The 26,994-nt window shown below is 61.7% G+C and carries 27 protein-coding genes; 21 read left to right on the plus strand and 6 right to left on the minus strand.

Annotated elements, in window-relative coordinates:
- The first annotated feature begins 7 nt into the window (after positions 1-7).
- The 6 genes from ACR0NA_RS13840 to ACR0NA_RS13865 all read left to right on the plus strand — a co-directional run bounded on the left by ACR0NA_RS13840 (position 8) and on the right by ACR0NA_RS13865 (position 6,424).
- On the plus strand, positions 8-1,090 hold the full coding sequence (locus ACR0NA_RS13840) for an alcohol dehydrogenase family protein (RefSeq protein WP_480729690.1): 1,083 nt from the start codon (positions 8-10) through the stop codon (positions 1,088-1,090).
- Positions 1,087-1,665 carry a dimethylsulfonioproprionate lyase family protein gene (locus ACR0NA_RS13845; protein ID WP_480729693.1) on the plus strand — a complete coding sequence of 193 codons (579 nt, stop codon included), beginning with the start codon at positions 1,087-1,089 and terminating at the stop codon, positions 1,663-1,665. The genes ACR0NA_RS13840 and ACR0NA_RS13845 overlap by 4 nt, the downstream gene beginning before the upstream one ends.
- Entirely contained in the window at positions 1,662-2,768 is a 1,107-nt protein-coding gene (locus ACR0NA_RS13850; RefSeq protein WP_480729696.1) for a mandelate racemase/muconate lactonizing enzyme family protein, read from the plus strand. The genes ACR0NA_RS13845 and ACR0NA_RS13850 overlap by 4 nt, the downstream gene beginning before the upstream one ends.
- A complete protein-coding gene (locus ACR0NA_RS13855) occupies positions 2,765-3,880 on the plus strand; it encodes a mandelate racemase/muconate lactonizing enzyme family protein (protein ID WP_480729698.1) in 1,116 nt (371 codons plus the stop codon). Before ACR0NA_RS13850 ends, ACR0NA_RS13855 begins: the two co-directional genes overlap by 4 nt.
- Before the next feature lie 106 nt (positions 3,881-3,986).
- On the plus strand, positions 3,987-5,090 hold the full coding sequence (locus ACR0NA_RS13860) for a mandelate racemase/muconate lactonizing enzyme family protein (protein WP_480729701.1): 1,104 nt from the start codon (positions 3,987-3,989) through the stop codon (positions 5,088-5,090).
- Between the two features lie 53 nt (positions 5,091-5,143).
- The gene (locus ACR0NA_RS13865; RefSeq protein ID WP_480729703.1) at positions 5,144-6,424 is read left to right on the plus strand and encodes an aspartate aminotransferase family protein; all 1,281 of its coding nucleotides are present in this window, start codon (positions 5,144-5,146) and stop codon (positions 6,422-6,424) included.
- Positions 6,425-6,465: 41 nt separating this feature from the next.
- On the opposite strand, the gene ACR0NA_RS13870 is transcribed toward ACR0NA_RS13865, so the two are convergent.
- From ACR0NA_RS13870 to ACR0NA_RS13880, 3 genes are all read right to left on the minus strand, one after another.
- Positions 6,466-6,684, minus strand: a complete 219-nt coding sequence (locus tag ACR0NA_RS13870) for a DUF1127 domain-containing protein (protein WP_480729705.1) — start codon at positions 6,682-6,684, stop codon at positions 6,466-6,468.
- Positions 6,685-6,867: 183 nt separating this feature from the next.
- Entirely contained in the window at positions 6,868-7,686 is an 819-nt protein-coding gene (locus ACR0NA_RS13875) for a cyclase family protein (protein WP_480729707.1), read from the minus strand.
- A 127-nt stretch (positions 7,687-7,813) separates the two neighbouring features.
- Positions 7,814-8,527 (minus strand): type 1 glutamine amidotransferase, encoded by a 714-nt coding sequence (locus ACR0NA_RS13880; protein WP_480729710.1) that lies wholly within the window; start codon positions 8,525-8,527, stop codon positions 7,814-7,816.
- 270 nt (positions 8,528-8,797) lie between these two features.
- Between ACR0NA_RS13880 and ACR0NA_RS13885 the strand changes: the two genes are divergently transcribed.
- From ACR0NA_RS13885 to ACR0NA_RS13910, 6 genes are all read left to right on the plus strand, one after another.
- On the plus strand, positions 8,798-10,894 hold the full coding sequence (locus ACR0NA_RS13885; RefSeq protein ID WP_480729713.1) for an FAD-dependent oxidoreductase: 2,097 nt from the start codon (positions 8,798-8,800) through the stop codon (positions 10,892-10,894).
- Complete coding sequence (locus ACR0NA_RS13890; RefSeq protein WP_480729715.1) at positions 10,894-12,069, plus strand: acetyl-CoA C-acyltransferase; 1,176 nt, start codon at positions 10,894-10,896, stop codon at positions 12,067-12,069. The genes ACR0NA_RS13885 and ACR0NA_RS13890 overlap by 1 nt, the downstream gene beginning before the upstream one ends.
- Positions 12,070-12,172: 103 nt before the next feature.
- Positions 12,173-13,363 carry an acyl-CoA dehydrogenase family protein gene (locus tag ACR0NA_RS13895; protein WP_170654301.1) on the plus strand — a complete coding sequence of 397 codons (1,191 nt, stop codon included), beginning with the start codon at positions 12,173-12,175 and terminating at the stop codon, positions 13,361-13,363.
- Between the two features lie 4 nt (positions 13,364-13,367).
- Positions 13,368-14,495: an acyl-CoA dehydrogenase family protein gene (locus ACR0NA_RS13900; RefSeq protein ID WP_480729718.1), complete on the plus strand. Its 1,128-nt coding sequence runs from the start codon at positions 13,368-13,370 to the stop codon at positions 14,493-14,495.
- Positions 14,476-14,907 carry a PaaI family thioesterase gene (locus ACR0NA_RS13905; RefSeq protein WP_480729720.1) on the plus strand — a complete coding sequence of 144 codons (432 nt, stop codon included), beginning with the start codon at positions 14,476-14,478 and terminating at the stop codon, positions 14,905-14,907. Before ACR0NA_RS13900 ends, ACR0NA_RS13905 begins: the two co-directional genes overlap by 20 nt.
- Before the next feature lie 37 nt (positions 14,908-14,944).
- On the plus strand, positions 14,945-16,435 hold the full coding sequence (locus tag ACR0NA_RS13910; protein WP_480729722.1) for a class I adenylate-forming enzyme family protein: 1,491 nt from the start codon (positions 14,945-14,947) through the stop codon (positions 16,433-16,435).
- A gap of 129 nt (positions 16,436-16,564) precedes the next feature.
- On the opposite strand, the gene rpe is transcribed toward ACR0NA_RS13910, so the two are convergent.
- The gene (gene rpe / locus ACR0NA_RS13915; protein WP_480729726.1) at positions 16,565-17,251 is read right to left on the minus strand and encodes a ribulose-phosphate 3-epimerase; all 687 of its coding nucleotides are present in this window, start codon (positions 17,249-17,251) and stop codon (positions 16,565-16,567) included.
- Positions 17,252-17,315: 64 nt separating this feature from the next.
- The gene (locus tag ACR0NA_RS13920) at positions 17,316-18,080 is read right to left on the minus strand and encodes an SDR family oxidoreductase (RefSeq protein ID WP_480729729.1); all 765 of its coding nucleotides are present in this window, start codon (positions 18,078-18,080) and stop codon (positions 17,316-17,318) included.
- Positions 18,081-18,175: 95 nt separating this feature from the next.
- Between ACR0NA_RS13920 and ACR0NA_RS13925 the strand changes: the two genes are divergently transcribed.
- The 6 genes from ACR0NA_RS13925 (at position 18,176) to ACR0NA_RS13950 (ending at position 23,903) form a co-directional block, all read left to right on the plus strand.
- On the plus strand, positions 18,176-19,069 hold the full coding sequence (locus tag ACR0NA_RS13925) for a LysR family transcriptional regulator (RefSeq protein ID WP_480729731.1): 894 nt from the start codon (positions 18,176-18,178) through the stop codon (positions 19,067-19,069).
- Between the two features lie 95 nt (positions 19,070-19,164).
- Positions 19,165-19,986: a phosphonate ABC transporter ATP-binding protein gene (gene phnC / locus ACR0NA_RS13930; RefSeq protein WP_480730043.1), complete on the plus strand. Its 822-nt coding sequence runs from the start codon at positions 19,165-19,167 to the stop codon at positions 19,984-19,986.
- A 67-nt stretch (positions 19,987-20,053) separates the two neighbouring features.
- Positions 20,054-20,956 (plus strand): phosphonate ABC transporter substrate-binding protein, encoded by a 903-nt coding sequence (phnD, locus tag ACR0NA_RS13935; protein ID WP_480729734.1) that lies wholly within the window; start codon positions 20,054-20,056, stop codon positions 20,954-20,956.
- Positions 20,957-21,020: 64 nt separating this feature from the next.
- On the plus strand, positions 21,021-21,902 hold the full coding sequence (gene phnE / locus ACR0NA_RS13940; protein ID WP_480729736.1) for a phosphonate ABC transporter, permease protein PhnE: 882 nt from the start codon (positions 21,021-21,023) through the stop codon (positions 21,900-21,902).
- Positions 21,899-23,266 carry a phosphonate ABC transporter, permease protein PhnE gene (gene phnE / locus ACR0NA_RS13945; protein WP_480729738.1) on the plus strand — a complete coding sequence of 456 codons (1,368 nt, stop codon included), beginning with the start codon at positions 21,899-21,901 and terminating at the stop codon, positions 23,264-23,266. The genes phnE (ACR0NA_RS13940) and phnE (ACR0NA_RS13945) overlap by 4 nt, the downstream gene beginning before the upstream one ends.
- A gap of 22 nt (positions 23,267-23,288) precedes the next feature.
- Positions 23,289-23,903, plus strand: a complete 615-nt coding sequence (locus ACR0NA_RS13950; protein WP_480729740.1) for an LbetaH domain-containing protein — start codon at positions 23,289-23,291, stop codon at positions 23,901-23,903.
- Positions 23,904-23,929: 26 nt separating this feature from the next.
- Here the strand turns inward: ACR0NA_RS13950 and phnF are convergent, their stop codons facing one another.
- A complete protein-coding gene (phnF, locus tag ACR0NA_RS13955) occupies positions 23,930-24,640 on the minus strand; it encodes a phosphonate metabolism transcriptional regulator PhnF (protein WP_480729742.1) in 711 nt (236 codons plus the stop codon).
- Between the two features lie 103 nt (positions 24,641-24,743).
- On the opposite strand from phnF, the gene phnG reads away from it, so the two are divergent.
- The 3 genes from phnG to ACR0NA_RS13970 are packed head-to-tail and all read left to right on the plus strand — an operon-like array spanning position 24,744 to position 26,872.
- Positions 24,744-25,205, plus strand: coding sequence for a phosphonate C-P lyase system protein PhnG (gene phnG / locus ACR0NA_RS13960; RefSeq protein WP_480729744.1), 462 nt, complete (start codon positions 24,744-24,746; stop codon positions 25,203-25,205).
- Positions 25,202-25,777 carry a phosphonate C-P lyase system protein PhnH gene (phnH, locus tag ACR0NA_RS13965; RefSeq protein ID WP_480729747.1) on the plus strand — a complete coding sequence of 192 codons (576 nt, stop codon included), beginning with the start codon at positions 25,202-25,204 and terminating at the stop codon, positions 25,775-25,777. The genes phnG and phnH overlap by 4 nt, the downstream gene beginning before the upstream one ends.
- Before the next feature lie 3 nt (positions 25,778-25,780).
- On the plus strand, positions 25,781-26,872 hold the full coding sequence (locus tag ACR0NA_RS13970) for a carbon-phosphorus lyase complex subunit (protein WP_480729749.1): 1,092 nt from the start codon (positions 25,781-25,783) through the stop codon (positions 26,870-26,872).
- The last annotated feature ends 122 nt before the right edge of the window (positions 26,873-26,994 follow it).

Here is a 26,994-nt window from a genome sequence, read left to right on the forward strand (position 1 = left end):
AGTTTGGATGACGATACCTGACAAAATGAAGGCCATGGTCCTGACCGGACACGGTGGTCTGGACAAATACGAATGGCACGAGGATTGGCCAACCCCGCAGCCGGGACCGATGGAGGTATTGATCCGGGTTGGCGCCTGTGGGCTGAACAATACGGACGTGAACACCCGGTCGGGCTGGTATTCCAAAGCGGTCAGCGAGGCGACCACCGGCGGCGCCTATGAAGTGGTCGCCGAAGAGGACCCGACATGGGGCGGCCGACCCCTGACCTTTCCGCGCATTCAGGGGGCCGATGCCGTGGGCACGGTCGAGGCGGTTGGTGACGGCGCGGATGCGGGGCTGATCGGACGGCGTGTCATGGTGAACGGTTGGCTGCGCGACTGGTCCGAGCCGGACAACATGGACAGGACGGGTTATTATGGCTCGGAATGCGATGGTGGTTTCGCGCAATACGCGGTGGCGGATGCGCGCGGGGTGGCGGCGGTGGAAACGTCTTTGTCAGATGCCGAACTGGCCACCTTTTCCTGCTCGTACACAACTGCCGAAGGGATGCTTGCACGGGCGGGTGTCGGGCCAGGGGATACCGTTCTGATTCCGGGTGCCTCCGGTGGTGTGGGCGGTGCGTTGGTTCAACTGGCCAGATTGCGCGGCGCGCGGGTTATCGCCATGGCGTCCGAGGCCAAGCAGGGCGAGGTAGCCCGACTTGGCCCCGATCGTATTCTGCCACGCGCGCCCGGTGACCTGCGCGCGGCGCTGGGCGATGAAAAGATCACAGTAGTCGCGGATGTTGTCGGCGGAGATTATTGGCCCCGTTTGATCGATATTCTGGAACGCGGCGGGCGGTATACCTGTTCGGGCGCGATTGCCGGACCCATTGTCGAGTTCGATCTGCGCACGTTCTACTTGCGCGATCTGACCTTTATCGGCTCGACCGTTCTGCCGCCCGAAGTGTTCGAAAATGTCGTGCGCTATATCGAACAGGGTAAGCTGCAGCCCGTTCTGGCGGCGACCTATCCGCTGAGCGAACTGCGCGAGGCGCAGCAGGCATTCATCGACAAGACTCATACCGGCAACATTGTGGTGATCCCATGACACTGGACGACGTTCTTGCAGCCGCGCAGCGCCTGCATCAGTCACACTCGGCTCTTTCCGAATTCGGGCCCTGGCCAACCGATCTGTCCGCGACAGGCCTGCAACCCTCCGCGGTTCCGGCGGCGGACCTGGTGAGGGATTTTGAACACCCCGGAACCGGGCGGACGCAGGCGCTGATCGATGCCGTCAGGGCGACGACGCATCTGGCGCATTGGAAACGGACCTATACCGAGGAAGAAGTCGGGGCAGATTTCCTGCAACGCTATGGGTATTATGAGCTTTTTGGCCCCACTGGGCATTTCCATTCGACCCAGCTGCGCGGCTATATCGGGTATTGGGGTGCGGGTTTGAACTATGACTGGCACAGCCATCAGGCAGAGGAACTGTACCTGACCCTTGCAGGCGGTGCGATGTTCCGCATCGAGGGTAACGAGGCGTTGGTGGGGCCAGACCAGACACGGGTCCATGCCAGTTGGCGGAGCCATGCCATGATCACTTCGGACCAGCCAATCCTGACCTTTGTTCTGTGGCGGGGCGAGGGGATGGCCGATCTGCCGAAAATGGACGCCGCATGAAAATCACCCGCATCCGCATCTTTCAGACCGGACTTCCCTATGTGGGCGGGGCCTATGTCTGGGGGGCGGGCAACGCCATCGAAACGGCCATCGCCTCGGTCGTGGTGATCGACACCGATGCCGGTCTGCAGGGATGTGGTGAGTTCACGCCCTGCGGCGAAAACTACATGGTGGCCCATTCCGAGGGTGTGCCTGCGCTGGCCCGGTTGGTGGCGCCGCATCTGTTGGGCGAGGACCCGCGTAATGTGGCGCGCATCGAACAGATCATGGACCATCTGGTGCAGGGGCATGGCTATGCCAAGTCGCCTTTCGACGCGGCCTGCTGGGATATTCTGGCGCAATCACTGAACGCGCCGCTCTACACCGTGTGGGGCGGCAAACTGACCGATGGGGCGCCGATGTACCGGGTTGCGCCGCAAAAGGGCACCAAAGAAACCGTCGCTGAAATGAACGCGTACCGTGAACAGGGGTACCGCCAGTTCCAGATCAAGGTCGGTGGCGACTGGGCAGCGGATATCGAGCGTATCCGGTCGACAGTGCCGCTTCTCAAACCCGGCGAAAAGGCAATGGCCGATGCCAATCAGGGCTGGCGTGTCGATAATGCGCTGCGCGTGGCGCGCGCCACGCGGGATCTGGACTACATCCTTGAACAACCCTGCCGCACCTATGAGGAATGCATGCAGGTGCGCGCCCGGACCGACTTGCCGATGAAGCTGGATGAATGCGTCACCGGCATGCACATGGCGCAGCGGATCGTGGCCGACCATGCGGCCGAACTGGTCTGCCTGAAAATCTCGAACCTCGGCGGTCTCAGCAAGGCCAGACGGGCGCGGGACTATCTGGTCGAAAACCGCATTCCCGTGGTCGCCGAGGACACCTGGGGTGGCGAGATCACCACCGCCGCGCTGTCCCATTTCGCCGCCACGACGCCGACCGAGTACCTGCACAACACCACCGATTTGATGAACTATAACACCCGCTCGACCGGTATTGGCGGGGCGACTGCAGAGGATGGCAAATTGTTTGCCCCGGACACGCCGGGGCTGGGCGTGACACCCGATTTCGACAGCCTCGGCCCCCCAATTGCGGAGTTCACCTCATGAAAATCACCCGTATTTCGGTCTACCATGCCGATCTGCCGCTGGAGCACCCCTATTGGCTGTCCGGCGGGCGGCTGAAATTCGAAGTGCTGGACGCGACTTTCGTCAAGGTCGAAACCGATGCGGGGCTGACTGGCTGGGGCGAAGGCACGCCGTGGGGCCATACCTACGTCCCGGCACATGGCCCGGGCATCCGCGCCGGAATTGCGACGATGGCGTCTTTCGTGCTGGGGCTGGATCCCCGCAAGGTGCTCGAGGTCGAGCGCGCGATGGATCTGGCCCTGCCCGGGCACCTTTATGCCAAATCGCCAATCGACATGGCGTGCTGGGACATCGCCGGGCAGGCGGCGGGCCTGCCGATTGCCGATCTGATGGGCGGCGGATCGCGCACGCCTTCCCCTATCGCATCGTCGGTCGGGGCTAAGACCGTTGATGAGACCCGCGCGGTCATGGAGCGTTACCGCGACCGCGGCTACTGGGTGCATTCGGTCAAGGTCGGCGGCGATGTGGAGCGCGATATCGAGCGTATTCGCGATGTCGAGGCGCACCGCCCGCGTGGCGAGCGCATCCTCTATGACGTCAACCGCGCCTGGACCCGGCAACAGGCGCTGCGGGTGATGAAGGCGACCGAGGATCTGGGTGTGATGTTCGAACAGCCCGGCGAAACGCTGGACGATATCGCCGCCATCCGCGCCTTGCATGCCGCCCCGGTCAGTGTGGACGAATGCCTGGTGACGCTTCAGGATGCTGCCCGCGTCGCCCGGGACGGTTTGGCCGAGGTGTTTGGGATCAAGCTGAACCGCGTCGGCGGGTTGAGCAAGGCCGCGCGGATGCGGGATATCGCGCTGGCGCATGGTATCGACATGTTCGTCATGGCCACTGGCGGCTCGGTTCTGGCCGATGCCGAGGCGCTGCATCTGGCTGCGACCATCCCTGATCACAACCGCCTTGGCGTCTGGGCCTGTCAGGACATGCTGAGCACCGATATCGCAGGCGGCCGCGGACCAAGAAATCAGGACGGCCATCTGATCCTGCCCGAAATACCCGGCCTTGGCGTCCACCCGGACGAAGATGCCCTTGGCCCACCTGTCGCAACCTATGAGGCCACGCAATGATCCGCCCCTTCATCTGGCTAGAAATACACTGGGGGGTGAATTGGCCCCAGGCCAAGAAGGGGGCAGCGCCCCCATCCCTCCTGTCCCCCATCCTTGAGAGACATCCATGAAGATCACCCGAGTTTCCCTGTGGCACGTGCCGCTCAGCAGTCACCAGCCCTATTACATGGCTGACGGCAAGACCTGCGATACGGTCGATACCGTGATCGTTGCCCTTGACACCGACGAAGGGCTGACCGGTTGGGGAGAGGTTTGTCCGATCCCTCATTACTTGCCCGCCTATGCAGGCGGTGTCGCCCCGGCGATAGAAGAGATGGCGCCGGTGCTGCTGGGGGGCGATCCGGTTGGTCCCGAGGCGCTGATGGCGCGGCTGGACCGGCATCTGCAAGGGCATGTCTATGCCAAATCCGCCATCGATATCGCCCTGTGGGATCTGACCAGTCAGGCGGCGGGATTGCCTCTTTATGCGTTGCTTGGAGGGCGGCGGGCCGAAACCCTGCCGCTCTATCACTCCATCACCTGCGTCGCGCCGGATGAAATGGCGCGGATCGCGCGTGACGCGCTGGCGAAGGGCATGACCCAATTTCAGGTGAAGCTGGGTGCGGATGGCGACTGGCAGGCCGACGTTGCCCGGCTCCGGCAGGTGCGCGAGGCGGTGGGTGACGGGCCGCTGGTCTACGGTGACTGGAATTGCGGGGCCTCGTCGCTGGATGCGACACGTGTCGGGCGCGCGGTGGCTGATCTGGATGTCATGCTGGAACAGCCCTGCGCCACGATCGAGGATTGCGCGCGGGTCCGCGCCGCAACCGGATTGCCGATGAAGCTGGACGAAAACGCCCATGACACTGCAAGCCTGCTGGCGGGGCACCAGCAGGGATGCATGGACGCGGTGGCGATCAAGCTGTCGAAATTCGGCGGGCTGTCGCCGTCAAGGCGCGCGCGTGATCTTTGCCTGCATCTGGGGGCGAAGATGTGTATTGAAGATACCTGGGGGTCGGACATCACGACCGCCGCGCTGCTGCATCTGGGGGCTGCGACCGATCCGGCACATCTGATGAATGTCTGTGACCTGTCGGGCTATGTCTCGCCCCGGCTTGCGCCGGACGGGCCGGTGCGGGACGCAGGCAGGATTGCACCGCCAACGGGCGCAGGGCTTGGCGTGGCACCCGACCGGCAGGCGCTTTCGGCGCCGCACATGATCCTTGACTGATTTTTGACTTTTTGGTCAAAATTGAAAATCCACACGGCAACAGGACAAAACCCATGGACAAAATCCTTACACAGACCGATTGGGCGGAACGGGCCAGAGCGGTTCTTCCGGGTGGCGGGTTTGGCAATTTCGACCCGTCGATCTTCGTTCGCGATGGCAAAGGCAGCCGCGTCTGGGACGAAAACGGCAAGGAATATGTCGATCTGCTGATCGGGTCCGGCCCGATGCTGCTGGGCCATGGCCACCCCGAAGTGCTGGAGGTGGTGGCCGAACAGATGCCAAAGGGCATGACGTTCTTTGCCAACAACGCCCGCGCCATCGAACTGGCCGAGGAAATCTGCTCTGCCGTTCCCTGTTCGGAACAGGTGCGCTATGTCTCGTCCGGCGGCGAGGCGGACATGTATGCGATCCGGCTGGCGCGCGCCTTCACCGGTCGGGACAAGATCGTGAAATTCGAAGGCGGCTATCACGGCATGAGCGCCGAGGCACAGATGAGCCTTGCGCCCGCGAAGATGGTGAATTTCCCACAGGCGGTGCCGGACAGTGCCGGAATTCCGGAAAGCGTCCGCTCGGAAATGCTGATCGCGCCGTTCAACGATCCGGATTACATCCGGTCGCTGCTGGCGGAACACGGCAAGGACGTCGCGGGTATCATCGTCGAGCCGTTGCAGCGGATCATCCCGCCGGAACCCGGCTTCCTGCAATTGCTGCGGGAAGAGGCCGACAAATACGGTATCGTGCTGATCTTTGACGAGGTGGTGACGGGATTTCGCTTTGCCTATGGCGGGGCGCAGGAGCTTTACGGCGTCACGCCGGATATTGCGACCTTGGGCAAGATCATCGGCGGAGGCTTCCCGCTGGCGGCCATCGCGGGGCGTGCCGATATCATGGCGCATTTCGACAAGGCAGCGGTCGGTGCGGAAAAGTGGCTGATGCAACTGGGGACGCTGTCAGGCAATCCGGTCGCCGCCGTAGCGGGCCTAAAGACTATGGAGGTGCTGCGGCGTGACGGGCAATACGACCGGTTGCGGGCTAACGGTCAGCGCCTGATGGACATGGCGAAGGCGGCGCTTGACGGGCAGGGCATCGCCCACCGGATCGTTGGCGACCCGACCCTGTTCGAGATTGTGTTCACGACCGGAGATATCCGCGACTATCGCGACGTCTTTGGCTCGGACACGGCCAAGGCGCCGAAGTTCAATGCGGTACTCATGGAAAACGGCATGTTCAAGGCGGCGGGCAAGACATATCCTTCCCTTGCCCTGACCGATGCTGATTTTGAATTGTGCGAAGCCGCCTATGCCGAAGGGGCAAAAGCCATCGCCGGGATGTAATCGACGGTTGGTCCCGCCGCTCTGGCGGCGGGATGGCCGGTTCAGACGACGTCCGCCATCACCAGCCGGATGATATCCTCGCGCCGCATGCCGCGGGCGGCCAGCTCGTCGTCGCTCATGTCGGACAGCGCCTTAATCTGGCGCACCTTCGAGTTCGCCTCGCCAATGCGGGTAAGCGCATCAAAAATGCCCACGAAGATGTCCGCAACAAGTGCGAACAGGGTGATGACGGGGGAACGGTGGGTTGTCGATTGAGCCATGTCCTGAACCTCGGGCGGCGTATGTACGTACGGGTTCCGTTTACGCGCCCATGGCCACGCCAGCCAGCCGTGATTGGGAATAGCAGCCGTGCAGCAGATGCAAATCTGCGGCAGAAATGTTGGTTTTCGTGAAGGCGTTGGTTTAGTCACTCAGCCCATAGCCCACGCGAAAACTGTGTGATTTCACACCATGGCAAAGATGCGCGCAGGGCCGCCTGTCCCTCCACGATGCGTCGGAGCGCCGACAACCAGTGTCGCGCCACTGGCGGGCACCTTGTCGAGATTGGCGAGGTTTTCGATGCCGTAGCGATTGGTTGGCAGCCACGCATAATGTGTCGCGAAATCCGCCGAAGGCCCGTGATCCAGTGACAGCGTATCAACCGCGATCGCCACGGCCCCGGGTTCGTCCATCAGCATCTGGGCGGCTTCGACGTGGAAGCCGGGGAAGTGCATTTTTCCTTCGGCATCGGCATTTCGATAGTCGCTGCCGCCGGTTTTTCTGGACCAGCCTGAATACATCGCCACGCAGGCGCCATCGGGGATCGGACCATTGGCGTCGATCCACGCCTTCAGGTCGTCCGGCGTGACCTGCGCATCGGCATCTTCGGCGGCGCGCGCGGCAATATCCACGACGCATAGCGGACAAATCAGGTTCGAGACCGGAATCTCGTCAACCGACTGGCCGTCCGCCGAGAAATGCAGCGGGGCGTCAATATGTGTTCCGGTGTGTTCGTTGACGGCCAGATTGAGCAGGTTGAAACCGTGTTCCTTGAGATTGAACCCTTGCGTGGTCTCGATCCCCGGCGCGCCGAAATAAGTCGGGAAGTCGGCGTCGTAGACATGAGTCATGTCCACGACCTCTCCATGTCCCTGTGCCATTGCCGGTGGTGCTGTCACCGCACCCAGAGCAGCCCCCGCCGCCATCATGCCACCGGCCCTGAAAAAGGACCGGCGAGACAGCATCCGGTCTTTGACAGCATTCATTACGCAAACGTCGCACATATTCGTTCTCTCCCGTGGCATATTGGTGCGACGCCCCGTTTCAGAAACATCGCTCGGGAAAGAAGCTAGCATGATCTCCGCGAAATCTACGCGGGCTGGGTAACATGTGCGTTTGTCGTTGCCGCGGTCAGCCCTGTTTCGCCTGTTCAAAAAAGCGCGCGATGCTTTCGGCATAGACCCTTTGATCGGCGGGTTCGGCCAGTGAGGCCAGTGCGCGCTGGCACACATCCGGCCCGAGAGTGGCAGAAATTTCTTCGGTCAGGGCGATGACGAACTCTTTGGTCATCTCGGGGTGGTGCTGGGTGGTATAGATGTGGCGGCCAATGGCGAAACCGGTCGTTGCGGCCTCGGTCGAGCGTGTCAGGTTCACCGCACCCTCAGGCAGTTGGGTGACCTGTTCCGAGTGACAACCGTACAGGCGAATCTGGTCGGGCAGGTCATCTGCCCAACCCGGTCGTGACAGAACAGGGTTGACGGTCAGCCCGTGCACCCAGCCGCCGGGATTCCAGTCGATCGTGCCCCCCAGTGCCGTTGCAATGGCCTGATGGCCGAAGCAGGCGCCGAATACCGGCTGTCTGCGCCGGTGCATGTCCCGGATCAGGTCCAGAAGCCTGAGAACCCAACCCTCGCCGCTGCGTACCGAGGCGGGACTGCCAGTGATCATCGCGCCGTCAAAATCCGACAGGTCTGTGGGAAAGATGCCGTCCTTCACGGAAAATACAGTGGTCTTCCAGTCGGGCCGGACCAGTTGGATGAGTGTGGTGAAGGCTTCACCGTCCTTGGGGTGGGCCTGCGCAAAGGCGCTTTCGTCGGTGTTGGTCATCAGGATGGCGAGGTGCATTCTTGTTCCCGGCAGGCTGTTTGTTGGGAGAGGTCGCCAACCGGGTTACTTCCGGGATACCATCTTTTCAAGACGCCAGGCCAGTGCGCGGAACTGACCGTCCGTCACCATTGGCAAATGGGGTTGATATTGGGCGCGGTCTGGGTAGTTTGCTGTGAAACGGAATTCCGCAAGGCGGAATTCTGTATGTCAGATGCGATATTGCGATCTGAACATGGGATGTAATTCAGGGCGGCCCGACAAAGCGCCCGACCGTTTGAGGAGGCGTGGATGTCCGAGGCTATTGAATATGAACTGATTGGTGACATTGCGGTGCTTGCCGCCAACAATCCGCCGGTCAATGCTCTGGGTGTCGATGTCCGGCGCGGATTGCAGGCCGGGATCGAGCGTGCCGAAGGTGAAGGCGCAAAAGCGGTTCTGATCTATGGCAAGGGCCGGACCTATTTTGCTGGTGCAGACATCCGCGAGTTTGGCAAACCGCCGCAGGACCCGTATTTGCCCGCGCTGTGCACCCGGATCGAGGCATCGCCCCTGCTGGTCGTGTCCGCGATACATGGCACCGCGCTGGGCGGTGGACTTGAGGTGGCGCTGGCAAGCCACTATCGGGTCGCGCTTCCTTCGGCGAAGGTGGGCCTGCCCGAGGTGAACCTTGGCATTCTGCCCGGTGCTGGCGGCACGCAGAGGCTGCCTCGGGTGGCCGGGGTCGAGGCGGCGCTGGGCATGATCACGTCGGGCCGCCATGTGCAGGCCGCTGAGGCCGCTCAGCTTGGGGTGGTCGACAAGGTGCAGGATGGCGATCCGCGCGAGGTTGGTCTGGCCTATGTTCGGGAGTTGCTGGACAGCGGTGCACCGCGCCGCGCCGTGTGTGACATGCCCGCCCCTGAACCTGTCGATTTCGATGCGGTTTATGAGCAGGTCCTCAAAAAAGGGCGCGGCCAGTTGTCCCCGGCGGTTGCCGTGCGCGCGGTTCAGGCCGCCTGCGAGGCCGAGAGCTTTGATGCGGGGATGAACCGGGAACGCGAGTTGTTTTCGGAACTGATGGCCTCGGATCAGCGCAAGGGTCTGATCCACGCCTTTTTCGCCGAGCGCGCGGTTGGCAAGTTGCCGGAGCTGGATGGGGTGGAGCCGCGGGCACTGCACCAGATCGGTGTGATCGGCGGCGGTACGATGGGTGCCGGAATCGCGACGGCGGCCCTGTTGTCGGGCCTGCAGGTAGTTTTGCTGGAGATGTCAGACGAGGCGGCGCAGGCAGCCAAAGGGCGGATTGCTGCGAACCTGAGCGGTGCGCTGAAGCGCGGGAAAATCAGTCAGGAGCAGCATGACGAAATCCTTGAAAACACACTGACTCTGGCTACGGAATATGAAGCGCTGAGCGCAGTCGATCTGGTGATCGAGGCGGTGTTCGAGGACATGGAGGTCAAGAAACAGGTCTTTACCCGGCTGGATGCGGTCTGCAAACCGGGGGCGGTGCTGGCGTCGAACACATCCTATCTGGATATCAACGACATTGCGGCCATCACCAAGCGGCCCGAGGATGTGATCGGGTTGCATTTCTTTTCGCCCGCCCACGTGATGAAGCTGCTGGAGGTCGTTGTTGCCGACAAGACCGCGCCGGATGTGGTCGCAACCGGCTTTGACCTTGGCAAGCGGCTGAAGAAGGTGTCGGTGCGCGCCGGGGTTTGCGATGGTTTCATCGGCAATCGCATTCTGAGCACCTATCGCACCTGCGCCGATCACATGATCCTAGATGGGGCCAGCCCCTATCAGATCGACAAGGCGTTGACCGGTTTTGGGTTTGCCATGGGTCCGTTTGCCGTGGCGGATCTGGCCGGGTTGGATATCGGCTGGGCGGTGCGCAAACGTAAACGGGCCGAGGGGCTGGATCCGGGCGCGCGCGACAGCACTTACGCGGACAAACTGTGTGAGGATGGGCATTTCGGGCAGAAAACCGGCAAGGGCTACTACGTCTATGAGGCCGGAAAGCGCGGCGGTGTGCCGAACCCGGACGTGATGCCTCTGATTGAGGCGGACCGCGCCGCGCAGGGGATCACGCCGCGTGACTTCACCGATGATGAGATCGTGCGCCGATACATGGCGGCGATGGTCAACGAGGCGGCCAAGGTGGTTGGTGAGGGCATTGCCCGGCGCCCGCTCGATGTGGATGTGACGCTTTTGTATGGCTATGGTTTCCCTCGTTATTGGGGTGGGCCGCTGAAATGGGCGGACATTCAGGGGTTGCCCGGTTTGCTGGCCGATATCCGGAAATGGGCCGAGGAAGACAGCCATTTCTGGCAACCCGCGCCGCTGCTTGAGAAACTTGTGGCGGACGGGCGAAGCTTTGATGATCTGAACAAGGAGACTTTGTGATGAAACAGGCTGTGATCGTATCCGCTGCACGCACGGGTCTGGCCAAGTCCTTTCGCGGGTCGTTCAACATGACCCATGGCGCGGAAATGGGTGGTCATGCCGTTCAGGCAGCCGTCAGCCGCGCCGGACTGGATGGTGCCGAGGTTGAGGATTGCATTATCGGCTGCGGCTATCCCGAAGGTGAAACGGGCAGCAATATCGGGCGGCAGATCGCCATCCGGGCAGGGTTGCCGGTGACGGCCTCGGGCATGACCGTGAATCGGTTCTGTTCGTCCGGGCTGCAGACGATTGCATTGGCCTCGCAGGCAATTACCGAAGGCGGCTCGGGTCCGATGGTTGCGGGCGGGGTCGAGAGCATCTCGATGGTGCAGCCGCAGGCCCGGCGGGCGCAGGACAAATGGATCGAAGAGCATAAGCCTGCGATTTACATGACGATGATCGAAACTGCCGATATCGTGGCCGGGCGCTATGGCATCAGCCGCGAGGAGCAGGATGAATATGGCCTGAGGTCGCAGCAGCGGATTGCGGCGGCGCAGGCTGCTGGCAAGTTCGATGACGAGATCGTGCCGATGCAGGCCACGATGGGCGTGAAGGACAAGGAAACCGGCGAGGTCTCGACCCGCGAGGTGACGGTTGACCGGGATGAGTGCAATCGCCCCACCACCACCCTGGACGGTCTGGCCGGGCTGGATCCGGTGCGCGGTGAAGGCAATTATATCACTGCGGGCAATGCCAGCCAGCTGTCGGACGGGGCGGCGGCTGTGGTCCTGATGGACAGCACCGATGCTGAAAAGCGCGGGCTTGAGGCAATGGGCGCCTTCAAGGGCTTCTGTGTCGCGGGCTGCGAGCCCGACGAGATGGGGATTGGCCCGGTCTTTGCGGTGCCGCGCCTGCTGGAGCGCCATGGGCTGAAGGTTGAGGATATCGACCTGTGGGAGCTGAACGAAGCGTTTGCGTCGCAGGCGCTGTATTGCCGGAACAAGTTGGGCATTGATGACGAGATCTGCAACGTCAATGGCGGCTCGATTGCGATCGGGCATCCGTTTGGAATGACGGGCACCCGGATGGTTGGCCATCTGATGCGCGAGGGCAAACGACGCGGCGCGAAGCTGGGTGTCGTGACGATGTGCATTGGTGGCGGCATGGGCGCTGCAGGATTGTTCGAGATTTATTGATCAGGGGCGCCGGACCCACCCATCGAGGGCGGGTCCGGCGCGGCCCGGCGTGGTACGCCGGGCTGGCACTGTACCACTTGCGGCTTTGGGGAGGAGAGCAGGGATGGATTTGAACTATACCGCCGAAGAACAGGCGTTTCGGGAGGAGGTGCGCGGCTTTCTGGCCGAGAAACTGCCCGCGGACGTTTCCGACAAAGTGCAGGCGGGGCAAAGCCTGGGCAAGGAAGGGCATGAGTGGTGGCACGCCACGCTGAACGAAAAGGGGTGGCTGAATTTCAACTGGCCCAGCGAGTTTGGCGGGGCAGAGTGGAATGCGGTTCAGCGCCATATTTTCGAAGAAGAGTGTGCCAAAGCCCATGCCCCGCGCATCGTGCCGTTTGGCCTATCGATGCTGGGGCCGGTGTTGCAGAAGTTCGGATCGAAGGCGCAGCAGGACTATTTCCTGCCGCGTATCCTGAATGGCGAGCATTGGTGGTGTCAGGGCTATTCCGAACCGGGTGCCGGGTCCGATCTGGCCTCGCTGAAGACGCGCGCGGTGCGGGACGGGGATCACTATGTGGTCAACGGGCAAAAGACCTGGACCACGCTGGGGCAGTATGCCAACTGGATTTTCTGCCTTGTGCGCACCGATCCGGATGCCAAGCAGCAGGAGGGAATCTCGTTCCTGCTGATCGACATGGACACGCCGGGGATCGAGGTGCGGCCCATCGTGCTGCTGGATGGCACGCCCGAGGTGAACGAGGTGTTTTTCGACGACGTGCGGGTGCCGGTCGAAAACCTTGTCGGGGAGGAGAACAAGGGCTGGACCTACGCCAAGTATCTGCTGACCCATGAGCGGACCAACATTGCGGGTGTGGGGTTCAGTCAGGCCGGGCTGGATGCCGTCCGGCGTATTGCGGGGATCGAGTGCGCTAACGGACGGCCTCTGATCGAAAACCCGCATTTCGCGGCGCGTCTGGCGAAGATCGAGATTGATCTGATGGCAATGGCGACGACGAATATGCGGATCATCTCAAAGGCGGCTGCGGGGCAGGCGCCGGGGGTGGAAAGCTCGATGCTCAAGGTCAAGGGAACGATCATCCGGCAGGAGATCAACGATCTGACGCGGCGCGCGGTCGGGCCTTATGCGATGCCTTTTGCCTCGGAAGCGGTTGAGGGGGACAACGATCCGGTCGGGCCGGATTATGCGGGCCCGGTGGCGGCGCAGTATTTCAATAACCGTAAACTGTCGATCTTTGGTGGGTCGAACGAGATCCAGCGCGGGATCATCGCTAAGGTCAAGATGGGGGGCTGAACGGATGGATTTCAATCTGACCGAAGAACGGCAAATGCTGCAGGATACGTTGCGGCGGTATCTGGCGGACAAATACACGACAGCCGTGCGAAATGAGACGCTGGACAGTGACGCGGGTCTGAATTCCGCAATCTGGAGCGAACTGGCCGATCTGGGTGTGATCGGCGCGCTGTTTCCGGAATCGGACGGCGGGTTCGGCGGTACCGGGTTCGACATATCCACGGTTTTTGAAGAGCTGGGTCGCGCGGGTGTTGTGGAGCCATTTCTGGATACGGCCATTCTGGGCGGGCATCTGATCGCGGCGCTGGGCAGTGATACTCAGAAGGGCCTGTTGGGCGATGTGATCGCGGGTAGCCTGCATCTGGCACTGGCCCATGGCGAGCCTGCCAGTCGCTATGATCTGAGCCGGGTGGAGACTTCGGCAAGGGTCGACGGGGATGACGTGGTTCTGAGTGGACGCAAGGCGGTTGTGGTCAATGCCGAAGCCGCCGGTTACCTGATCGTCTCGGCGCGGGAAAATGGCGGGTTCTTTGATCTGGACGGCATTTCCCTGTTTCTGGTTCCGACTGATGCACGGGGCATGAACCTGCGCGGTTATCCGATGCTGGCCGGTGGCCGCGCGGCTGAAGTTACTCTGGACGAGGTCCGGGTTCCCTCGACGGCTCGTCTTGGCGAGGCTGGGCAGGGCTACGCGCCCCTGATGACGGCCATTGCCGCTGCCAATGTCGCGTTGGCAGCCGAGGCTTTGGGCGCGATGGAAAGCGCGGTGGAACTGACCCGTCAGTACCTGCTGACCCGGCAACAGTTCGGCCGCCCGATCGGGACGTTTCAGGCATTGCAGCATCGTTTTTCCGACCTGTTGATCGAGTTGGAACAGGCGCGATCCGCCGTCATCAACGCGGCGGGTTATCTGGAGGCCGAAGATCGTGATCTGCAGATTGCGGCGGCGCGCAATCTGATTGCGCGGGCCGGGCGTCTGGTCGCGGAAGAAACCATTCAGATGCACGGCGGGATCGCGATGACGCAGGAGTATGAGTTGGCCCATATCGCCAAGCGCATCGTCATGGCGGATCACCGGTTCGGCGATGCGGATTATCATCTGGAGCGGTTCATTGCCCTCAGCGCAGCCTGACAAGGATCGGCCCGGACCCAGACGGTCCGGGTGCCAGAACGCCGTTGGATTCGAGATCGATCTGTCCGATCCCGAAGGCTGCGCGCGGTGTGATCTGAGCATTCGCCCGGATCACCTGAACAGTCAGGACGTCCTGCATGGCGGGATCATCGCGATGTTGCTGGATGTGGCCTGCGGGAATGCGGCCTCGGCGTGGTTTGACCGGGATGCCCATCCGGTGGTTCTGACCGTATCGCTGAACATCAGCTATGTGTCGGCGGTGAACCGGGGCCGGGTGACGGCCATCGGACGGCCTGCTGGGGGTGGGCACAAGCTGGCCCATATCTCGGGCGAACTGCGACACGAAAACGGCGATCTGATTGCAACGGCAGCGGGGGTGTTCAAGCGAAAGGCCGTGGCGAAACAGTCGTAAGGCCGTGGGATTGGGCCTGAGGGGAGGGACTGCGAAGATGAGCAACTGGCACGACTTTCTGGAGGCCCGGGTCAAGGATTGTCCGGATGCGCCCGCATTTGAAGATGATGGTGGAACCCGGTGGAGCTATGCTGATCTGGACCGCGCGGCGGCGGAACTGGGCCGGGCGCTGTCGGATGCAGGCGTTCGCCGCAATGACCGGGTCTTGATTCTGGCTGAAAACTGTTGCTCTGCGGTGGCGGCCCTGTTTGCCTGTTCGCGGATCGGGGCCTGTGCGATGCCGGTCAATGCACGCCAGACGGCCGGTGAGGTCGGGCGGGTTATCGAGCACACGCAGCCTGCGGCGGTCCTGTTCACCTCGGCGTCGTCGGCAGATGCGGCAGAGCATGCCCGGCGGCTGGATGCCATTCACCTGGATGGCGCGTTCGGAGCTTTGCACTTGGCGTGCCCGTATCCCAGCGGTCCCGACCCGGATCTGGATGATGTGGCGGTCATGCTGTTCACGACCGGAACGACCGGCGCGCCCAAGGGAGTGATGCTGACCCACGAAAACCTGTGCTTTGCCGGGCGATCCTCGGTCGAGTTGAGGGGCCTTACCGGGGATGACGTGATATATGGTGTTTTGCCCATCACACATGTGTTCGGTTTGGCTTCGGTCGTGACGGCCGCTATCTGTGCCGGTGCGCTTGTGCGCCTTGAGGCGCAGTTTTCAGTGGCAAGAACGTATGAGGCGCTGAATTCCGGGATCACCTTGTTTTCGGCGGTTCCGCAAATGCATGCCCTGCTGATGCAGTACACAAAGGAACAGGGGTACGACAGGCTGCCGAACAACGTTTTGCGTTATGCCTCGTCCGGGGCGGCGCCGCTTGATCCGGCATGGAAACGCGAGGCCGAGGCCTTTTACGGGATCGCGCTTCAGAATGGGTACGGGATGACGGAATGCACGGCTGCCGTCAGCATGTCGCGCAACGCGTTGGGGGACCCTGATATCTCGGTTGGCCCGCCGATACCTGAGGTGGAGATATGCATCGATCAGACGGTCGAGGGCGGCGGGGACGGTGTGGGCGAGGTTCTGCTGCGCGGTCCAAATGTGATGAAAGGCTACTATCGCAATCCGGATGCGACGCTGGCTGCGTTTGACGGCGTGTGGCTGAGAACCGGCGATCTTGGCCGGTTCGACGAGCGGGGGCACCTGCACATCGTGGGCCGGAGCAAGGAGTTGATCATTCACGGTGGTTTCAACGTCTATCCGCCCGAGGTCGAGGCGGCGCTGAACGATCATGCCCTTGTGGTTCAGTCGGCAGTCGTCGGCCGGGTTGTCGATGGCGACGAGAAAGTGGTGGCCTTTGTGCAGGTCGCCGAAGAATCCGGCCTGACCGAGGCCGAGTTGCTGGATTTCGTTGCGGATCGGCTTGCCGGTTACAAGCGGCCCAGCCAGATCGTTGTGGCGCGCGAATTGCCAGCCTCAGCTACTGGCAAGATACTCAAGCACCAACTGCTGAAAGTTTTTGCCGATAGGTTGCGATAGCTGCAAAGCGTATGCTCCCGTGTCCGCGCGAGATCGGCTTTGCCAATCCCGCTTGCGGCCTTGGGCCCAACAGGAGAAGACGTTCAGTAAAGAACGTCGACGACTGGCGGGAGATCCCCGGGCTGTCCGTTAAAGCGCGCTTTCGGCGGCTGAGCGCACGGCGCGGATGTTGTCCCCGTAAACATCTGGATTGCTGACCGAGCCACCCTTGAACACGGCGGAACCGGCGACCAGAACATCCGCACCCGCCGCCGCAACCAGTGGTGCGGTCTGCGGATCGACGCCACCGTCGATTTCGATATGAACCGGGCGGTCACCGATCATCTGGCGAAGGCGGCGGACCTTGTCGGTCAGGTCGATAAACTTCTGCCCGCCAAAGCCCGGGTTCACGGTCATCACGCAGACCAGATCGGCCAGATCGAGCAGATGCTCGACAGATTCGGCCGGGGTGCCGGGGTTCAGCGCCACACCGGCTTTCATTCCAGCTGCCCGGATCGCTTGCAGAGTTCGATGGGTGTGCGGCCCGGCCTCGATATGCGCTGTCAGGATATCGGCGCCTGCATCCGCATAGGCCTGAATATAGGGATCGACCGGCGTGATCATCAGGTGCACGTCCATCACGGTTTTCACATGCGGGCGGAACGCTTTGACCGCAGGGGGACCAAAGGTGAGGTTGGGAACGAAATGCCCGTCCATCACATCGACATGGACCCAGTCGGCGCCCTGCGCCTCGATGGCCTGAATCTCCTGCCCGAAATTGGCGAAATCGGCGGAGAGGATCGAAGGTGCGATCTTGATCTTGCGGTCAAAGCTCATGGTGGCCTCGTAACATGATTGAGTCGGAGGCGCGTATACCTCTGTTCCGGCAAAAGGGACAGGGCTAGGCCGCGATTGAAGGCAGTCCAGCTTTGCGGCGCCCCTCCTTGGTCTTGAGTGAGAAGTCCGTGCCCAGATAAGCGTCACCGCCCGGACCACAGAGATAGGCAAGCGCTTTGGCGACCCAATGCGGCGGGATGTGGGCGTCAGGATCCAGTTGGCTGACGGGATTTATCCCGGAGGCCCGGATCGACTTTTGCATCGACGTTGCCACCGTTCCGGGACTCAACCCGATGACCCGGACGCCGTGTGCCCGACACTCCTGATCCGCGCAGCGCGTGAGCGACAGCACGGCGGCCTTGGTCGCGCAATAATGGCTCCAGCCTTCGAGCGCGCTGGTGGCTGCTCCGGAAGAGAGGTTCAGGATGGTGCCGCCGCCCGCCGATTGCATCATGGGAATAGCGGCGCGCAGCCCGTGGTAGACACCCATAAGGTTGACATCGACGACCTGACGCCAGTTGTCCGGTTCGCTTTCTGTCAGCCGGGCTATCGGATCGATCATGCCGGCGTTGTTTATCAGGACGTCGATCCCGCCGAATTCCAGGCTCGTCTGAGCCATCAGGTTTTCAACCTCTGCCAGGTTTCGGACATCGCAGGGAATGGCAATCGCCTGATCGCCAATTTTGCGGGCAAGCTGGTCGGTTGCCCTGGTGCTTCGAGCGGCGAGAACGACGTTCGCTCCGAGTTCGGCAAAGTGGAGGGCAGCTGCTGCGCCGATGCCGCGGCTCGCGCCTGTTATCACAGTGGTCTTTCCCTGAAGATGGGTCATGTGCTTCTCCGATTTTCGACAGCCGCAATCTAGAACTGGCAAATCATGCGGAAAAAGACGTTGAGAAGTATTATACTCATGCGTATTTTGCATGAATGGAGTTGAACGCCCTCAAAACGGTTACGCTGGTCGCACGGCTTGGCAGTTTTGCATCCGCCGCGCGGGCGCTTGATGTTGACCCATCTTCGGTGTCTCGGTTGGTCTCGGGAGTTGAGGGTGAGCTGGGCTTTCGAGTGTTCCAGCGAAGTACCCGGCATTTGTCTCTGACTGATGCGGGTGAAAGTTATCTGAGGCGCATTGAACCGTTGCTGGGAGAACTGGATGCCGCGCAGGATCTGGCGGCAGAAGGAGCGATGCAGCCAAGGGGGCGGCTGCGCCTGACCACATCTGTAGCGTTCGGGCAGGTGTGTCTGGTTCCGCTGCTTGAACAGTTTCGCGCCACGTTGCCGGAAGTTGAGCTGGAGCTGATCCTGAAGGACGAGAATGTGGATCTGATCTCTGAGCAGATTGATCTGGCGATCCGGCTTGCCCCCGCGCCGGGTGGAAACCTGATCAGCAGTCGCCTGATCACAACGCGATACCGCGTCTGCGCATCGCCGTCCTATAATAAGGCGCATGGCCGGCCGGAAACTCCGGGCGAGCTGTCAGAGCGGGATTGTCTGGGGCTGGCATTGCCGAACTACCGAGAGCGCTGGCTGTTTCGTGATGCCGCCGGTGTGGATAGTGACGTTTTCGTTTCTGGGCCGGTTATGATCTCGAACCCGCTGGCACTGCGTGAAGCGGCGTTGTTCGGGTTGGGTCCGGCGTTGCTCGCGGACTGGCTGGTCCGGGACAGTCTGCAACGCGGCGAGTTGATCGATCTGTTCCCGGATCGGCAGGTCACTGCAACGACCTTCGATACAGCCGCATGGATGTTGTATCCCAGCAAGGCTCATCTGCCCGCGAAGACGCGTGCAGCCGTGGATTTTCTGCGCAAGCATCTTCGGTAACTTGCTGAGCACCGTTACAAAACTTTCACCACACTGACACATAGCCGTTGAGTCCAGTCTGTAGCTGACCGCCCAACATGAACTGGGGGTGGCACGTGCTGCGCATAGAAAAACTGACCAAGCGTTTCGGTGAAAATGTTGCCGTGGAGTCTGCGACGCTGGATGTCGGCAAGCCATGCATGATCGGGATCATCGGGCGCTCGGGTGCGGGTAAGTCGACGCTGTTGCGGATGATCAACCGGCTGACGGACGCAAGCGATGGTCAGATCCTGTTCGAAGGTCGCGACGTGACCCGGCTGAAGGGTCGGGACAAGCGCGCGTGGCAGGCGGAATGCGCGATGATCTTTCAGCAGTTCAATCTGGTGCCACGCCTTGATGTCGCTTCCAACGTGCTGCACGGCACGCTGAACCGCCACTCGACGTTGGCCACCATGTTCAACCTGTTCCCGATGGAGGATATCCACCGGGCCATCGACATTCTGGATCGTCTGGGCATCGCCGAACATGCGCCCAAACGGGCCGAGGCCCTGTCAGGTGGTCAGCAGCAGCGCGTCGCCATCGCGCGGGCGCTGATGCAGGACCCAAAAATCATTCTGGCGGACGAACCCATCGCCTCGCTGGACCCGATGAATGCGCAGGTGGTGATGCAAGCGCTGCGCCGCATCCACGAAGAGGATGGTCGCACCGTTATCGCCAACCTGCACACGCTGGACACCGCGCGCCGCTATTGCGACCGCGTTGTTGGTATGCGCGACGGGCGCATCGTGTTCGACGGTCTGCCGGAACAACTGACCACCGGTGTCGCCCGCGAGATTTACGGCGCCGATGCCAGCTTCTCGGAAGAGGCGACCTCGACCGAGATCGATACGCTGGATGCGACCCAGAAGGCCCTGATGGAAGCCGAGGCCACCATCTGAGCCACCCCAACCCCTTTCATCGCCCGGCCCGATGAGAGGCCGGGGTAATCAAACTGGAGAGAGACAGATGAAAAAACTGATTGCCGCCCTTGTTGCGACAACTGCCATTGCCGCACCGGCTATGGCCCAAGAGATCAGCGAGTTCCGCATTGGTATTCTGGGCGGCGAAAACGCTCAGGACCGTCTGAACAACAACGAGTGCCTGCGCGTGTACACCGAAGAGGCGCTGGGCGTGCCGACCAAACTGTTCGCTCCGGCCGATTATAACGGTGTGATCCAGGGTCTGCTGGGCGGTACCATCGACGTGGCATGGTTGGGCGCTTCGGGTTATGCCAAGACCTATCTGTCCGATCCCGATGCAGTTGAGCCGGTTCTGGTCAAGGTCAACACCGATGGCGGCTATGGCTATTACTCGGTCGGATTTGCCCGCAAGGACAGCGGCATCACCTCGCTGGAAGACATGAAGGGCAAGACCTTCGGTTTCGGCGATCCGAACTCGACCTCGGGTTACCTGATCCCGTCCATCGAAATTCCTCAGGCCACCGGTGCGACCATGGACTCGGGCGACTATTTTGGTGAAGTGAAGTTCACCGGCGGTCACGAGCAAACCATCGTTGCTGTCAACAACGGCGACGTTGATGGCGGCGTGACCTGGGCTGACGGTCTGGGTGAATGGGAAGATGGGTACCAGTCGGGCGCGTTGCGCCGCGCGGTGGATGCCGGTCTGGTCGACATGAACGACATGGTCGAAATCTGGAAATCCAAGCCGATCCCGGAAGGCCCCGTCGTTGTCCGCTCGGAGTTGCCTGACGAAGTAAAAGCCAAGGTAACCGCGCTTTGGGATACCCTGGACGAGAAGGACCGCGAATGCTTCTACGGTGTGGCTGCGGGTGAAGCCAAGAGCTTTGATCCGATCTCCCATGACGCCTACGAGGTCATCATCGAAGCCCGCAAGCTGAAGTCCAACTAAGCCTGCATGATCAATGATCGGGGTCCGGCGCAGCCGGGCCCCTTGTTTCCCTCAGGAGCATTCCATGACAGACCTGACTGCCGGGTCCCCGGGCGTCGATCAGATCCGCGACGAATACACAGCGATGACCCGACGCAAGAGGGTCTATGGTGGTATCCTTCTGATCCTGTTCGTGGCCTTGATGGCGGCCGGTTTCCGCACCGCCGACAGCCGCAACGCCGGAAGCTTTAGCGATGGCTGGCATCGCGTGCTGGATTACCCTTCCGAGGTGCTGGCCGAGGCGTGGGAAAAGATCGGTGAGATGCCCGCGCATCTTGTCACCTTCTTTCCGGCGCTGGTCGAGACCCTGAATATCGCCGCCGCGGCGACGTTGATCGGTACAATCGGGGGTACCTTTCTGGCACTGATGGCGACACGCGGAATGGCGCTGTGGCCCTCTCTGATCCCGCTGTTCCGGCGCATTTCGGACATTTGCCGGGCCATCCCGGAAATCGTGATCGCGCTGGTCCTGATCTTTGTGCTTGGGGGCGGCCCAGTCCCGGCAATGATCGCCATCGCGATCCACACGGCAGGCGCACTGGGCAAGCTGTATTCGGAGGTGAACGAAAACGCCTCACTCAAGCCGGTCGAGGGGTTGCAGTCGGTCGGCGCAAGCTGGGCGCAGCGGATGTATCTGGGCGTGATCCCACAGGTCGGCCCGAACTATGTCAGCTATGCCCTGTTGCGGTTCGAGATCAACATTCGCGCCTCGGCCATCCTGGGTTTCGTCGGTGCGGGTGGTCTGGGCTATGAGCTGCGCAACGCCATGTCCTGGGGGCAGGGCAAATACGATGAGGCCGCGGCCATTTTCATTCTTCTGTTCGTGACGATCGTGGTCGTGGACCAGATCTCGGGCCTTTTGCGTGATCGCCTGACCCATGGAACCAATACTGGAGTACGGGCATGAGCACCTTTGCCACCGATCTGCCTGCCGGAACCCTCAAGGACGAGGCCGGGCGCCTGTTCCGGCGCAAACGGGTTGTGAATTTTGGATTGCCTGCCCTGGTTCTGGTGTATCTTGTCTATGTTTTCTTTGCCTTCGACATTCCCGGTCTGGCCGGGCGCGCGAACTGGGAAAACGGCCGGATTCTGGTTTCCGACAGCTACAGCTACAAAACGCATGTGACGCGCGACAACCGCAACGGCGCGGTGTCCGTTGCCATTGAGGGTGAGCGCAAGGGTGCCTATCCCGACGGCCAATCGCCGGACTGGGTTGCGCTGGGTGAAACCACCGTCATCGATCTGGAAAACGGCCATGTCGTGCGGTTCGGGCCGGAAACGGTGGAATATGACATCCCCGGATATGGCACCATCCGGGCCACGCCCAGCCGCTCAGCGGGTGTGCAGGCAGAACTACCCTCGGGCGATGTGCCGGACTGGATCAACATGTCAAAAAACCGGTTGGCAGTCACCACGGACGCGGGCCGTCTGACAGTGACCCGCAACCGGTCCGAGGTATTCCGGTATTTCAACGGGTGGGAGCTGTTCTGGTTCACGCTTGACAGCCCCTATTATGGCAAATCTCTCCCCGAACTGATGACGTTTGCCGCAACGGGTGAAGCCGGGGCGATCCTGAATGATTTCTGGACCAACAAGATGTGGCGGCATCAGGACGTGGCCTGGGCAATATTCGAGACCATTCTGATGGCCTTTCTCGGGACCCTCGGGGCCGGAATGGTGGCGCTGCCGCTGGCCTTCATGGCAACGCGGAACTTTAACCCGCTGCGGTCGGTGCGGTTTGTAACCCGCCGGGTGTTCGATTTCGTGCGTGGGGTCGATGCGCTGATCTGGACCGTGGTTCTTGCCCGCGCCTTTGGTCCCGGCCCGCTGACCGGCGCACTGGCGATACTGGTGACGGATACGGGTACTTTCGGCAAGATCTTCTCGGAAGCGCTGGAAAACGTGGACCAGAAGCAGATCGAAGGGGTGCAATCTACAGGGGCCAACGCGCCGCAGCGCTATCGCCTTGGTGTGATCCCGCAGATCACGCCGGTGCTGCTGAGCCAGCTTTTGTACTTCCTCGAATCCAACACACGCAGCGCGACCGTGATCGGGGCGATTACAGGCGGTGGGATCGGTCTGCTGTTAACGCAGGCAATCATCACACAGAAGGACTGGGAAGAGGTGGCCTATTACATCGTCCTGATCATCCTGATGGTGATGCTGATGGACTGGTTCTCGGGCTGGCTGCGCAAGCGTCTGATACAGGGCGAGACCGGCAAAAAGCGCAAACCGCGCGCGGCCAGAGGCAAGGCCTTTCACCTGCCGTGATCTGCGACAAAGGACGACACTGATGGCGCGACTGCGTTCGGACCAGCCTTTCATCCATCCCGACTGTCAGATTATTGACAGCCGTTTCGGGGAATATGTCGAGATCGGCGCGGGCAGCCGTATCGCAAATTCAGTGATCGGGGATTATTCCTATTGCGACCGGACCTGCGATATCGCCAATGCCGAGATCGGGAAATTCTCGAATATCGCCAGTTTCACCCGGATTGGCGCGACGGATCACCCGATGGAAAAGGCTTCGCTGCACCATTTTCACTATCGCTCCGGGGATTACTGGGACGATGCCGAACATGACGCCGAATGGTTTGCGCATCGGGCCGGTCGGACAGCCCGGATCGGGCATGACACGTGGATCGGGCATGCGGCGATCATCAAACCCAAAGTTACGATCGGACATGGGGCTGTCGTGGCATCGGGGGCCGTCGTAACCAAGGATGTCGCGCCCTATACCATCGTTGCAGGCGTTACGGCGAAACCGATCCGTCGCCGGTTCCCGGAACATGTCGCGGATCGGATGATGGAACTGGCCTGGTGGGATTGGGACAACGCGCGTCTGCGCGTAGCCTTGCCGGATTTTCGGGCTCTGCGGGCTGAGGCGTTTCTGGAGAAATACGCGTGACGACCTGACCGGGTTCGCCTGATCGCTTAATCGTCCTCGATGGTCAGCGTGACCCTTTCCCCGGCGAACACGGTCCTACCGTATTCAACCGGGCGCCCGTCCGGATCGACGTTGACGCCGACAGAAAACAGGACCGGCGCGCCTTCGCTCAGTTGCAGATGCAGGGCCTGAGTGGCGCTGGCCTGTCTGGCGGTTAGTCGTGTCGAAATGCGGGTATAGTCCGCGATGCCGTTCAGCTGCAGGGCCTTGGTGACGGATTGTGTCTCTTCCAGTGTGCCCGGCAAATCCGGAAACCGCGCTGCCGGGAACACGCTTTGAAAGACTGCGATGGGCTGCCCGTCGGCAAGCGACAGCCCGTCATAGACGTGGACGGGATCACCGGTTTGCATTCCCAGCGCTTCTGCCTCGGCCTCGTCAGCCGCGCGGGTGTTGAGTGCCAGTATCTTCTTGCCCGGAATTTTGCCGCTGGCCGAGATGTTCCGGTGATACCGGACCCGTTTGCCAATCGGGTAATCCGTCGGGCGCGCCGCGACAAACACTCCGGCGCCGCGACGCGCATGAACCAGCCCTTGTTCGGCCATTTCAGACAGCGCGCGCCGCACCGTGTGGCGGTTGACCCCATGAGTCGCGGCCAGTTGCGCTTCGGTCGGCAGGCGGTCGCCTGTGTCATACCGCCCTTCGGCGATGTCCGAGGTCAGGCTGAGGGCAATGCTTTTCCAGACGGGTGTTCGGCTCATGTCATCAAAACTTCACAAGGTTGAGGATTGCGAGTCGCACCCTCAGGAGTTAATATTTGTCTAGTTGTATAGTAAATGTAGACAACCCGGCCAAGAGGCTTTGATGGCAAAACAGACAGAAATTGCGGCTGAGACGCGTAAGGAGTGGATGGGGCTGCTGGCCCGGGCTCCAGACGGTGCGGTGCTGGCATTGTGGGATCGCATTACGGATCGCCCCACCTTTGAGTGGCTTCGCGCGCCAGAGGTGGGTGGCGTGATGGTCCGCGGGCGGACGGGCGGCACCGGCGCCCCGTTCAATCTGGGGGAAATGACGGTGACGCGCTGTTCGCTGGTGCTGGAGGATGGCACGGTCGGGCACGGCTATGTGCAGGGCCGTTCCAAGCCGAAGGCCGAGGTGGCGGCGGCGATTGATGCGCTGATGCAGACCTCGGCGGCGGAAAAGGTGCGGGCCGAAGTGCTCGACCCCCTGAAGCGGCAGATGCAGGCGGCAGGAACCAAGCGCGCTGCCAAGGCGGCTGCGACCAAAGTCGAATTTTTCACCATGGTTCGGGGGGAAGATCAGTGAACGCCCAGACGCAATTTTCAGGCGGTTTTCGAAACGCTCCCATTGATGCGGCCCATGCGTTCCGCGCCGTCATGACCGTGATGGCGCGGCCGGGTGAGATCCGCGCGCTTTCCGGGGCCGAGCCACCTGCGCCGTTGTCCGTGGCGGCCGGTACGCTACTGTTGACGCTGTGCGGTCCGGACACGCCTGTGCATCTTGCAGGACGCGTGAATACGGATGCGGTACGTCAGTGGCTGACCTTTCATACGGGCGCGCCGCTGGTTGGACCAGCCGAGGCGGATTTTGTCGTGGGAAGCTGGGCTGAACTCGGTTCTCTGTCAGCCTATCGGGTGGGAACGCCGGAATATCCGGACCGCTCCGCGACACTGATTATCGAATGCGATGAATTGGGCCAGAGCGGTGCTGTTCTGCGCGGGCCGGGCATCAGGGAAACCGCGTATCTTTCCCTGCCCGATATTCCCGCGATGCAGGCCAACGCGGCGTTGTATCCGCTGGGCTGCGACTTTTTCCTGACCTGCCGGGACCAGGTGGCGGGCCTGCCGCGCAGCACTCAGATCGAGACGGAGGGATAAGCCATGTATGTAGCCGTCAAAGGGGGCGAAAAGGCCATTGAAAACGCCCATGCGTGGCTGGCCGAAGAACGCCGTGGATCGACTGATGTGGCCGAGCTGAGCCTTGCCCAGATCCGCGAGCAGTTGAGCCTTGCGGTGAACCGGGTCATGGCCGAAGGCTCGCTTTACGATCCGGATCTGGCCGCGCTGGCGATCAAGCAGGCGCGCGGCGATCTGATCGAGGCCATTTTCCTGATCCGTGCCTATCGGACGACATTGCCGCGGTTCGGATACTCGGACCCTGTTGAAACCGGCGAAATGGCCTGTGATCGCCGGATCTCGGCCACATTCAAGGATGCGCCGGGCGGGCAGGTTCTGGGACCGACTTTCGACTACACCCACCGGTTGCTGGATTTCAAACTGGCCGCGGATGGTGAGGTTCCGGCGGCGCCCGAAGGGATGGCGCGGCAGGAGCCAACGCCCCATATCACCGAATTCCTGAAGGGTGAGGATATCATTCAGGATGAACCGGCCAGCGAGGATGTGCCGGGTGACCTGACGCGCGAGCCGATGGAGTTTCCGTCGAACCGCCCGCTGCGCCTGCAATCGCTGACGCGCGGGGACGAAGGGTTCGTGCTGGGCATGGCTTATTCGACCCAGCGGGGATACGCCCGCAACCACGCCTTTGTCGGCGAGTTGCGCATCGGCAAGGTCGCGGTCGAGATGGACATTCCCGAGCTGGGCTTTGCCATCGAAATCGGCGAGGTCGAGCTGACCGAATGCGAGACGGTGAACCAGTTCAAGGGGTCCAAAACCGAGCCGCCTCAGTTCACGCGCGGTTATGGTCTGGTCTTTGGTCAGTCCGAGCGCAAATCCATCGCCATGGCGCTGGTGGATCGGGCGCTGCGGTGGAAGGAACTGGGTGAGGACAATCTGGGCGCCCCGGCGCAGGATGAGGAATTTGTTCTAAGCCACGCCGACAACATTCAGGCCACCGGGTTTCTGGAGCATATCAAGCTGCCCCATTACGTGGATTTTCAGTCCGAACTGGAGTTGGTGCGTAAGCTGCGTCGTGAGGCCGAAGAACGGATCGCGCCACGGGAGGCTGCGGAATGAGTTCAGTCCCCGCCACCGCCGTCGCCACCACCATCTCCGTCTCCTCCTTCGGAGTGCCAGGCCCCTCCGGGTTGGGCAGGGTGAAGGTCAGAACGGCGTTCACTGCCGTCGAATTCAACCCA

It is taken from the genome of Ruegeria sp. C11 (assembly GCF_056537725.1).